The sequence below is a fragment of the Xenorhabdus sp. SGI246 genome (genome assembly GCF_040838225.1).
Taxonomy (GTDB): domain Bacteria; phylum Pseudomonadota; class Gammaproteobacteria; order Enterobacterales; family Enterobacteriaceae; genus Xenorhabdus; species Xenorhabdus indica.
Genome location: NZ_JBFPEZ010000043.1, coordinates 84,718 through 95,455, shown reverse-complemented (window position 1 = coordinate 95,455; position 10,738 = coordinate 84,718). Strand labels below are relative to the sequence as shown.

At 41.3% G+C, this 10,738-nt stretch carries 10 protein-coding genes; 5 read left to right on the top strand and 5 right to left on the bottom strand.

Going from position 1 to position 10,738, the window contains the following annotated elements; genetic code table 11:
* Window positions 1-97: 97 nt before the first annotated feature.
* A complete protein-coding gene (gene fadR, locus ABLA85_RS11375) occupies window positions 98-820 on the bottom strand; it encodes a fatty acid metabolism transcriptional regulator FadR (protein WP_367964180.1) in 723 nt (240 codons plus the stop codon).
* A 236-nt stretch (window positions 821-1,056) separates the two neighbouring features.
* Between fadR and nhaB the strand changes: the two genes are divergently transcribed.
* From nhaB to ttcA, 3 genes are all read left to right on the top strand, one after another.
* On the top strand, window positions 1,057-2,610 hold the full coding sequence (gene nhaB / locus ABLA85_RS11370) for a sodium/proton antiporter NhaB (RefSeq protein ID WP_367964178.1): 1,554 nt from the start codon (window positions 1,057-1,059) through the stop codon (window positions 2,608-2,610).
* 100 nt (window positions 2,611-2,710) lie between these two features.
* On the top strand, window positions 2,711-3,229 hold the full coding sequence (gene dsbB / locus ABLA85_RS11365) for a disulfide bond formation protein DsbB (RefSeq protein ID WP_367964176.1): 519 nt from the start codon (window positions 2,711-2,713) through the stop codon (window positions 3,227-3,229).
* A gap of 182 nt (window positions 3,230-3,411) precedes the next feature.
* Window positions 3,412-4,326: a tRNA 2-thiocytidine(32) synthetase TtcA gene (gene ttcA, locus ABLA85_RS11360; protein ID WP_367964174.1), complete on the top strand. Its 915-nt coding sequence runs from the start codon at window positions 3,412-3,414 to the stop codon at window positions 4,324-4,326.
* Window positions 4,327-4,581: 255 nt separating this feature from the next.
* On the opposite strand, the gene zntB is transcribed toward ttcA, so the two are convergent.
* On the bottom strand, window positions 4,582-5,565 hold the full coding sequence (gene zntB / locus ABLA85_RS11355; protein ID WP_367964172.1) for a zinc transporter ZntB: 984 nt from the start codon (window positions 5,563-5,565) through the stop codon (window positions 4,582-4,584).
* Between the two features lie 185 nt (window positions 5,566-5,750).
* Window positions 5,751-6,269 carry a hypothetical protein gene (locus ABLA85_RS11350; protein ID WP_367964170.1) on the bottom strand — a complete coding sequence of 173 codons (519 nt, stop codon included), beginning with the start codon at window positions 6,267-6,269 and terminating at the stop codon, window positions 5,751-5,753.
* 216 nt (window positions 6,270-6,485) lie between these two features.
* Between ABLA85_RS11350 and ABLA85_RS11345 the strand changes: the two genes are divergently transcribed.
* Complete coding sequence (locus ABLA85_RS11345; protein ID WP_367964167.1) at window positions 6,486-7,454, top strand: IS110 family transposase; 969 nt, start codon at window positions 6,486-6,488, stop codon at window positions 7,452-7,454.
* Window positions 7,455-7,463: 9 nt separating this feature from the next.
* On the opposite strand, the gene ABLA85_RS11340 is transcribed toward ABLA85_RS11345, so the two are convergent.
* Complete coding sequence (locus ABLA85_RS11340) at window positions 7,464-7,733, bottom strand: hypothetical protein (protein ID WP_367964165.1); 270 nt, start codon at window positions 7,731-7,733, stop codon at window positions 7,464-7,466.
* A gap of 348 nt (window positions 7,734-8,081) precedes the next feature.
* Window positions 8,082-9,668, bottom strand: a complete 1,587-nt coding sequence (locus ABLA85_RS11335) for an ABC transporter substrate-binding protein (RefSeq protein WP_367964183.1) — start codon at window positions 9,666-9,668, stop codon at window positions 8,082-8,084.
* A gap of 203 nt (window positions 9,669-9,871) precedes the next feature.
* On the opposite strand from ABLA85_RS11335, the gene tpx reads away from it, so the two are divergent.
* Window positions 9,872-10,375: a thiol peroxidase gene (gene tpx, locus ABLA85_RS11330; RefSeq protein WP_367964163.1), complete on the top strand. Its 504-nt coding sequence runs from the start codon at window positions 9,872-9,874 to the stop codon at window positions 10,373-10,375.
* The last annotated feature ends 363 nt before the right edge of the window (window positions 10,376-10,738 follow it).

The window sequence follows — 10,738 nt, the reverse complement described above, 5'->3', positions numbered from 1 at the left end:
TTAAACTGGCTAAAGCCCCAAAAAGAGGCGGGCTGCTTTTATGCAGCCCGCCTTTAAGAATAGCTTAGACAATGAACTAGATTGATGATGGGTGTGATCAGCCCTGACGGGCTTCAGTTAACTCATTGAACATGATGCCCTGCATTCCATGCCAGATAATCCCACTCTCTTTACCATAATTGCGTACACATTCCATAATCTTGTCATAGGTCTGTTCCTGACACAGGACACTCAATTGCTGATAGAAATTTAAAGCGAGCTTACGGGCATCAGGATTCGAGAAATAATAACGACCGACACGAGTATAAAGCCCTTTCAATCCGTTAATAATCAAACCATAAATCGGGTTCCCTGACGCAAACGCCAATCCACGGAAAATATCATAATCCACGGAACTGAAAGATTCGGCAGTATCCTCTACGTTGTTCTTTTCCGCCAATACTTTCAATGATTTTTCCGGATTGTGCCTGAACGCAGTACGAATAAAAATGGCTGCAATATTAGTACGGACTGACAATAAATTATCGACTAACTGAGGCACACGATCATGATCCAGGCGCGCCAGAGTTTCCAGAATATTAAGGCCGGATGTTTCCCAGAAGTTATTGACCTTTGTTGGTTTTCCATGCTGAATAGTCAACCAACCATCACGTGCAAGGCGTTGTAACACTTCACGTAAAGTCGTTCGGGTGACACCGATTAATTCAGATAACTCACGCTCTGCTGGCAGTATGGAGCCTGGTGGAAAGCGATTATTCCATATACTTTCAATGAGATACTCTTCCGCAAAACTCGCAGGACTCTGAGCCTTAATTACCATATTTTAACTATTCCAAAGCAGTTTTCTCAGCTAATAATAGGCACTGATCATACCAGAATGCATCTGCTCGACATAGTTACATAGTAAATAAACCACGAAAGAGTGAAAGAGGTCATAAAAAAATATAATTATTATCTGATTAATTATGAGGTTAACCCCTTAAATTAGTACTGTTTAGAGCGTACTATGAGCCTTTAGAATCGTCCATGTATCCATGAAGAGGAATATTAATAATAATGGAAATCAGTATCCGACGCGCAGTGGTGAAAAACTTTCTCGGCAATTCTCCGGACTGGTATAAGCTGGCCATCATTGTTTTTCTTATTATCAATCCACTGATTTTTTTCTTTGTCAGTCCTTTTATTGCAGGCTGGATGCTTGTTGTTGAATTTATTTTCACGCTGGCGATGGCATTAAAATGTTATCCCTTGCAACCAGGAGGATTACTCGCTATTGAAGCCGTTATCATCGGTATGACTTCACCAAAACAAGTAGGGCATGAGATAGCCAACAATCTGGAAGTGATCTTACTACTGATTTTCATGGTTGCCGGCATTTACTTCATGAAACAGCTCTTATTATTTGTTTTCACTAAGCTACTATTAAGTATTCGTTCCAAAAAAATGCTGGCGCTGGCATTCTGTCTGGCAAGTGCATTCTTATCCGCTTTCCTTGACGCCCTGACAGTTATTGCTGTTGTTATCAGTGTATCTGTCGGTTTTTACTCCATCTATCACCGCTATCTTTCCAGCGCCAGCCAAAACGATAATACAGATCTCAGCGATGATAACTTCATTGATAATGAAGATAAAAAGCAGACGCTGGAGCAATTCCGGGCATTTTTACGCAGTCTGATGATGCATGCCGGAGTCGGTACAGCACTAGGTGGCGTAATGACCATGGTCGGTGAACCACAAAACCTGATTATTGCCAAACACGTTGGTTGGGACTTCATGACATTCTTTATCCGTATGTCGCCTGTGACTGTCCCTGTCTTTATTTGTGGCCTTTTGGTCTGCCTGCTGGTTGAACATTTCAAGCTGTTCGGTTATGGCGCTGAGTTACCTGAGCGCGTCCGTTCCGTTTTGGAAGACTATGCCCAAAAAGCGAGTGAAAAACGTACACACCAAGAAAAAACTCAGCTTGTGGTTCAGGCTTTAATTGGTATCTGGCTGATTGTGGCTCTGGCTTTCCACTTAGCGGAAGTGGGGCTAATTGGCTTATCAGTCATCATTCTGGCCACCGCATTTTGCGGTATCACTGAGGAACATGCTTTAGGCAAAGCCTTCGAAGAAGCCCTACCATTTACTGCTTTATTAACTGTTTTCTTTTCTGTGGTTGCCGTTATTATTGATCAGCAACTGTTTGCGCCGTTTATTCAATTTGTGCTGCAATCTTCACCTGCTTCGCAGCTCTCACTCTTCTATCTGTTTAATGGCCTGCTCTCAGCGGTATCTGACAACGTATTTGTAGGTACGGTTTATATTAATGAAGCCTTAAACGCTCTCAAAAATGGTCTCATTTCACAACAGCAATATGAATTTCTGGCTGTAGCTATTAATACCGGCACTAACTTACCCTCAGTGGCAACACCGAATGGACAGGCAGCTTTCCTGTTCCTGCTGACATCAGCCCTGTCGCCATTAATTCGCTTATCTTATGGTCGCATGGTTATCATGGCATTGCCTTACACCATTGTGATGACATTAGTAGGATTATTGTGTGTCGAATTTTTGCTACTTCCGGTGACTGAATATCTCGTCAAAATCGGTTGGGTTATCCCACTATAATTACTAAAATTTATTAATTAATTACTGAAATTTATTTTTTTATGATTTCAGAAACGGCAAAATAAGCAACTAATTATATTCAAGATATGGGAAAAGAAGTATGTTTCATTTTTTAAAACGAAGTTCCCAAGGGCGAAGTACTTGGTTATTGATGGCACTAACCGCTTTTATATTAGAAGCTATTGCGCTCTATTTTCAGCATGTTATGCAACTACAACCTTGTGTAATGTGCATTTATGAGCGCGTTGCTCTATTTGGTATTTTGGGGGCAGCACTATTAGGCGCTATTGCCCCCGGAACTCCGCTACGTTGGTTAGCCATTTTACTGTGGCTTTATAGTGCATGGCGCGGATTACAACTGGCATGGGATCACACTATGATGCAGTTAGACCCTGGCCCTTTTAACACTTGTGAATTTTTTGCCAGATTCCCATCTTGGTTACCACTGAATGAATGGTTACCTTCGGTATTTCAGGCGTTTGGTGATTGCTCAATGAAACAGTGGTCATTTCTGACATTAGACATGCCACAATGGTTAATTGGTATTTTTGCCGCTTATTTACTGACAGGTATCTTAGTTCTAATCAGCCAGTTCTTCCCTGTTCAGAGTAAATACTAAGGATAAAAATGATTTTCTCCCCCACATGGGGGAGATATAAAGCATTTTTCACTAACTCTGATTGATAATCCCTTTTCATCCGCTATCATTGTTCCCTTTTCATGTTCTCCGCCATAAAATCATCATCATTTTTAAAAGGCATTTATCCGAACAGCTATCAGAAACAGTAAGAACAATCAGAGATGAACACTCAAAAAGAACAGTATAATTTCAATAAATTACAAAAACGTCTGCGTCGTGATGTGGGCCAAGCTATTGCAGATTTCAATATGATCGAAGAAGGTGATCGCATCATGGTCTGTCTTTCTGGTGGCAAAGACAGCTACACTCTGCTGTCCATTTTGCAGAATCTGCAAAAAAGTGCCCCCGTTAATTTTTCCCTTGTAGCCGTTAATTTGGATCAAAAACAACCCGGTTTTCCTGAACATATACTCCCGGCTTATCTGGATGAACTGGGAATTGAGTATAAGATTGTTGAAGAAAATACCTATGGTATTGTTAAAGAAAAAATCCCTGAAGGAAAAACAACCTGCTCTCTGTGCTCCCGTTTACGCCGGGGTATTTTGTACCGCACGGCGACTGAGTTGGGTGCCACCAAAATTGCATTGGGGCATCATCGCGATGATATCTTACAAACTGTCTTTTTGAATATGTTTTATGGCGGCAAATTAAAAGGTATGCCACCAAAATTGATCAGTGATGATGGTAAGCACATTGTGATCCGCCCACTTGCTTACTGTCGGGAAAAAGATATCGAACGCTACGCTGAAGCTAAAGCATTTCCAATCATTCCTTGTAACTTGTGTGGCTCACAACCTAACCTACAACGTCAAGTCATTAAAGATATGCTGCGTGACTGGGACAAACGCTATCCGGGCCGCATTGAAACCATGTTCCGTGCCATGCAAAATGTGGTTCCATCACATCTTAGTGACTTTAATCTGTTCGATTTCAAAAGCATTAATCATGGTAGTGAAATTATTGATGGTGGAGATTTGGCTTTTGATCGGGAAGAATTGCCGATACAGCCTGCGATTAGCTCCGATGAACAGATTGATTTTCAGACAGAACGCCTGGATGTCATCGAAATCAGATAATGATAAAAAAATGGCCGATGCTAACATTAACATCGGCACAATACGTCAATTAATCTGTATAACCTCAATATGAGAAACACTACAATTATGGATATGGAGCACAACGTTCATCGCTCAACGTTGTATTCACCTGCACAGTTATAATGCCTTAACTGTAGATTCAGATTATTGATATATCTCAAACTGAATGAGATTAACCGTTTGATTTAGGGAAAGTGATTTTGAAACACCGCTTTCCTTATACCTTATAGCACCCTATAACCATTTGCTGCGCCTTAACCACCAGGTGAATGCGGCGATCAATAACGACAATAACAGGCTGAATAAACCAAACCCAAACTGATATTCATTCCCTGGGATCCCGCCAAGATTAACGCCAAACAACCCAGTTAAAAAGGTACTGGGTAAGAATATCATTGTTAACAAAGACATCATGTAGATACGGCGGTTCATCGCATCTGCCATAATAGAAGTGATCTCATCCGCAAGAACAGCCGTCCTTGCAATACAGCCATCTAAATCATCTAACCCACGCCCTAAGCGATCAGCAATTTCCTGCATCAGATGACGCTCCTCGTCACTCATCCAGGGCAATTTTTCACTGGCTAAACGCATAAAGACATCGCGCTGTGGTGCCATATAACGACGCAGAACAATCAATTGCTTACGCAATAACACTAACTCACCGCGTCCGGGAATTTTCTGCTCCAGAATGCCATCCTCAAACTCAATCAAGTTATCATGCAACGCTTCAATAAAATCGTTCACTTCATCGGTAATAGAGTCCGCTATTTCAACCAACCAATGTCCCGTATTCCTTGCGCCTATACCATTGTGCAAATTACCCAAGACCTGATCTATCGAATAGACTTTCCGATGACGACTGGAAATAATCATTCTGTCATTAATATAGATGCGGAATGAAACCAAATGATCAGGACGGGCATTATCATTACGGTTAATTGTCCGCAATATCATCATCGCACCTTCTCCAGTGCGAATGAGCTTAGGCCTGACACTTTCACCTGCCAACCCTTCTTTTACCGGAGCGGGTAGCAAATTTGTATTCATAATCCACTGATAACTGGCCTGATTTTTATAATCAAGATGCTGCCAGAAAGGTTGCTCTGCCGTCGCAAGTGCATTTTCCCCAAAGCCTGTGATACCGCCCTTACCATTCAATTGACAAGCATACACAGCATTTGAATTTTTAAATGCTGAGCCATATATCGTTTCCACACCCACTCCTGTTTAGCACTTGATGTTTAATTGCATAAAATAAATACAATACATACTCAACATCATTGAAGATACTTTGTGTCTGGATCAGTATAGTTATCACTTTAGAAAAATTTTACTGTAACCAATATAGAAAAAGGCCGAACCGAAGCTCAGCCTTGAATTCAGAGTGCAAATTTAGGGATTTATTTCCAGTTCAAACAAACGTGTATAGTTTTATCTCCATTTTGTTTTATTGTCTCACCTAATTTTTGTGCATCAGAATTTCGATACGAAAACACGTAATCATAAGGCCCAGAGGGTGCAGGGAATAATTCTGGTGATGCAACTGGTGGTGACTTTCCTAGATTATAGCGTACACCATCAACCGTTACCCAAAGAACATTATTTTGAAATAGATCTACTACCTTTTGATGACTTCCTTTATCCTGTTTAGCAGTTATACCAATATATACAACATATTCAAGCCAAAAAAATCCGTATATTCCTACAATATCTAGCTTATTTGGTCCCATGTTTAAATCACCACTAGTCGAATGATAAGGAGACCACCAAGACTGTGTAAATCCCCAAAGCATACCCATAGGTCCATAACCAAATTCTGTATTGGGAACTCCCACCTTAAGATCAAATTCCAACATGCAATCAACAGGCTTTGGTTCAGGTTTAGATTCTGATTTCAGCAGATTCCAGTCACAAGCCATTAGATCTTCTTGTGTTGGCTGCCAATGTGCCCAATACCCCTTGTATCTTAAATGTAGGTTAAAATAAATACGATTAGATTTGGCGCGGTGCATGCAGCCTGATGCCGCCTAGGGTTCCTAGCCCGTCTGTAAGCGATTGGCGCATACACCGAGCCACTCATCTGAAACCCGAACAGTTGTCCGTACTCCATAACGTATTTGCAAGGAGGGGTAATAATGAGTCTGCCAAATTCACTCTGTGTGGGCATTGATGTTTCTAAAGCAACACTGGACATCGCTGCCAGTCATGAGTTTGCACAGTTCACTGCAAGTAACGACTCTGATGGTTTTGATGCCATTCTTGCTGAGTTGAGAACGCATTCCGTTGCGCTGATTCTGATGGAGGCCACTGGCGGGCTTGAAGCCACCGTGGCCTGCTCGCTTCAGGCAGAAGGTTTTGACGTTGCTGTCATTAACCCCAGACAGGCACGTGACTTTGCCCGTGCGATGGGATACCTGGCAAAGACTGACCGTATTGACGCCAGAGTACTCGCACAGATGGCGGAGGTCATTAATCGTCATCCGGAACGGGAACGTTTTATCCGGGCTCTGCCAGACGCTGAACGTCAGATTCTTGCGGCTATGGTGGTGCGCAGACGCCAGTTGATTACGATGTTGGTGGCTGAACGTAACCGGTTGTACCCTTCCCATCCGCAAAACAGAAAAAGCATTAATATCATTATCAAAGCGCTGGAAGGTGAACTTGCCCGAATCGATACAGACATGAACCAGCATCTCAAGAACCACTTTAAAGTGCTTTCTGAACGGCTGAGCAGCGTTAAAGGTGTTGGCACTATGACGGTTGCAGCCTTGTTGGCTGAGGTGCCGGAACTGGGTCACCTCTCACGGCGTGAAATCAGCGCACTTGTGGGTGTTGCGCCCGTAAACCGCGACTCGGGCACTATGCGCGGTCGGCGAACCATTTTTGGCGGCAGGGCTGGGGTAAGAACAGCACTGTACATGTCTGCGCTCGTGGCAGCCCGATTTAATCCAGTGATAAAGGCGTTTTACATGCGTCTGCTTGCCGCCGGAAAAGCCAAAAAAGTGGCGCTGGTTGCCTGTATGCGTAAGTTACTGACTATACTGAATGCAATGCTCAGAAAGAACGAAGAATGGAATGAATCTTACCATCACGTTGCGCCATAATTTTTATGTTCAAGACAGTTGCTCATTATCACTCTTCTCAATATAAGCGGCTCCATCACCTGCACTCCCCACTTCCGATTTATAGGCAAGACGCATGTGCTCTTTAGGGGCATTCCAGCCACTACGATACACTTGTTTCCCCAAATACACGTGGCTCGATGCCCAGGCGAAAGTCCCGGCGGGGACAGTTATACTGTCTTTGCCAATCTGGTATTGTTCTGGTTTGAATGGGCAGTTGAGGTCAGTTTTTTTATCTTCTGGCTTATTAATTTCAGACATAAATTCCTCACTTATTATTTGTTAAAATTCAAGGTAATTTCATCTTACTGCCAAATAGCCAGTAAATATTACTTAAGTCAGATTTTTATATCAATCGAGAACCGTAAAACAGCAATTAATACGCATTAAAATAGGGCTATGCATTATAAAACTTGACTCTTCGTCGAGTACAGAATTCACTGAGTTGTAAATTCAAAGTTTACTGCTAATTCTGAGAATGCGTTTTTATTCAATCAATTTTTATTCAAAAAATATAGCGTAATAACTGGTCAAACGCATAAATACAAATTGACCAGTTTGTAATGAGTTAGCTAATTCTGAAAAATCACCATTACCAGCCTATACAGGCTAATGCTTAATGATATACATAGTGTGACTATAAGCCACATCTTCAGGATTGGTGATCGGATATCCTTTTAACCACTTTTTGATTAACCGGCCATTGGTATATTGGTAAATCGGTACAATTGGCGCTTGCTCTTCAATCATTTTTTCTGCCTGATTGTAATCCTTATTTCTGACTACGCTGTCTGTTTCCTGGCTGGCTGCTTTTAACAAGGCGTCATAGGCTGGATTATAGAATTTAGCCAGGTTTCCGCTATGTTTTGATGTTAAAAGAGACAGGAAACTTGATGGTTCATTATAATCGCCAGTCCAGGACGCCCTGACAACATCAAAATTGCCGGTATTACGGTTGTCAACATAAGTTTTCCATTCCTGATTAACTAATTTCACTTCAACGCCCAGTTTTTTCTTCCATTCCGAGCTTACTGCAATAGCAATACGTTGGTTATTTTCCAGATTATTATAGAGCAAAGAAAGTTTTAATGGATTTTCAGGGCCATAACCCGCTTCTTTTAACAGTGTTTTGGCTCTCTTATCCCTTTCCTGCTGCGTCAGCCTCTCTTGTTGACTCTTTTCTGGCTGGAACCCGGTTGTAACATCAGGAGTGAAATGCCATGCGGGCTTTTCTCCCGTTCCCAGGATTTTTTCCGCAATCAGATTCTTATCGATCGTCATAGCAAGAGCTTGCCTGACCCGGATATCATTGGTCGGTGCCCGTTGAGTATTAAATGCGTAATAATAAGTACCCAATTGATCAGGGGTAAAAACTTCTGCCGGAATATCACGCAGTAACTTGTGGTACATATTTTTAGGAAAAGATTCTGTAATATCCAAATCTCCGGCCAGATAACGCTTAACCGCATGGGACTCCTGACTGACAGGTACAAAAGTGACTTTTTTCAATACCGTATTTTTGTGATCCCAATAATAAGGGTTAGGCGTCAAAACAATTTTTTCATTGACCACCCGCCCTGTAAGCATAAATGCGCCATTACCAACCAAATGACCGACTCTGGTCCAGTCATTACCGTATCTTTCAACACACTGTTTATTGACCGGATAAAGACTAAAATTAGTTGTCATACTGGGAAAATAAGGTACAGGGCGATCCAGTGTGACTTTCAGGGTATAAGCATCAAGAGCTTCAACACCTAATTTTTCGGCTGGCAGTTTACCATCAATAATAGCCTGAGCATTCTGAATGCCTGATAAAGCCGCAAACCAGGCAAATGAAGAAGCATTTTTAGGATTAACCAGTCTCTGCCAGCTATAAACAAAATCAGAAGCTGTCACTTTGTCACCATCAGACCAATGGGCATTCTGTCGCAGTGTAAATATCCATGTTTTGTTGTCTGTCGTTTGCCAGTCAATAGCAACACCGGGAATAGGTTTTCCATAAGCATCCTGACTGACGAGACCTTCCAGCAAATCACGTAATACCTGTGCTTCCGTTAAGCCAAAAGATTTAATCGGATCAAGTGACGCAGGTTCATCTTTCAAATGTCGAACCAACTCCTGATGAGGATCTAATTGAGTCCCCATCGGGATCTCAGCAGCATAAACAGAAAGAGGCAAAGAAAGTCCGGTCATCAGTAATACAGAAGGGAATAAGGGAAAATTATGCATAAATTTTTTTACTCTACTGGTCTAATAATCACCCTAAAATAAATTATAAGACACTGTTAATTAAACAATAGGTGAGTATTTCTAAATATTACATCTATTTTTGTGGGCAAGATCGCACTATTCCTTTACACTGGCACCGCAGTTTACTTATATAGAGGGATAAAATTATGACACAAACCGTCAAGTTCCAAGGTAGCGATATCACCGTGAGCGGAAGTTTTCCACAAGTAGGTGAAACAGCAAAAGAATTTACGCTGGTAGCCAAAGATCTCACTGATGTGACACTGAGCCAATACGCAGGGAAACGTAAGGTACTCAATATATTTCCAAGTATTGATACCGGTGTTTGTGCAACTTCTGTTCGTAAATTCAATCAACATGCCAGCGAACTGAACAATACCGTCGTACTTTGCATTTCAGCAGACTTACCTTTCGCACAATCTCGTTTCTGTGGCTCTGAAGGCCTTTCAAATGTCGTCACCCTATCAACACTACGCAGCGGCGAGTTTCAGGAAAATTACGGTGTCGCAATAAACGAAGGCCCATTAAGCGGATTGACTGCGCGTGCTGTTATTGTTCTGGATGAAAATAATCAAGTTACTTATAGCCAACTCGTGGATGAAATTACCAACGAACCTGACTATGACAACGCATTATCAGTGTTAAAATAAACAGCACTATAAAAAATTCTTTATTGGAAACAATGTGTTTTCTTGCTTCCGGGCACCGTTGATACATTGTTTTATCAATAAAGCCAACCTCTGGCGGTAATTGTTGTTTGGACAATTGTTGCATAATTGCCGCCAACCTTTTTTATCCCCCCTGCTCCCTTTCCTGATTTTTCTTAAGCACTTCTACTTCTTATGTAAAGATAATTTTTTATCTAAATCAAAAGGATAAATACGATCCTTTATTAAAAAGAGATAAATTTGTAATTTTAAATTTTTTTTTGTAAAAAAATACAAACATAGTGATAATAACATTGAGATACAGTTTCTTTTGTGAAATATTGTATTTATGAATTAAATTAATAA

Coding starts and splice junctions, on each gene's coding strand:
- fadR (WP_367964180.1), bottom strand. CDS start 820: ATGGTAATTAAGGCTCAGAGTCCTGCGAGTTTTGCGGAAGAGTATCTC.
- nhaB (WP_367964178.1), top strand. CDS start 1,057: ATGGAAATCAGTATCCGACGCGCAGTGGTGAAAAACTTTCTCGGCAAT.
- dsbB (WP_367964176.1), top strand. CDS start 2,711: ATGTTTCATTTTTTAAAACGAAGTTCCCAAGGGCGAAGTACTTGGTTA.
- ttcA (WP_367964174.1), top strand. CDS start 3,412: ATGAACACTCAAAAAGAACAGTATAATTTCAATAAATTACAAAAACGT.
- ABLA85_RS11350 (WP_367964170.1), bottom strand. CDS start 6,269: ATGGCTTGTGACTGGAATCTGCTGAAATCAGAATCTAAACCTGAACCA.
- ABLA85_RS11345 (WP_367964167.1), top strand. CDS start 6,486: ATGAGTCTGCCAAATTCACTCTGTGTGGGCATTGATGTTTCTAAAGCA.
- ABLA85_RS11340 (WP_367964165.1), bottom strand. CDS start 7,733: ATGTCTGAAATTAATAAGCCAGAAGATAAAAAAACTGACCTCAACTGC.
- ABLA85_RS11335 (WP_367964183.1), bottom strand. CDS start 9,668: ATGACCGGACTTTCTTTGCCTCTTTCTGTTTATGCTGCTGAGATCCCG.
- tpx (WP_367964163.1), top strand. CDS start 9,872: ATGACACAAACCGTCAAGTTCCAAGGTAGCGATATCACCGTGAGCGGA.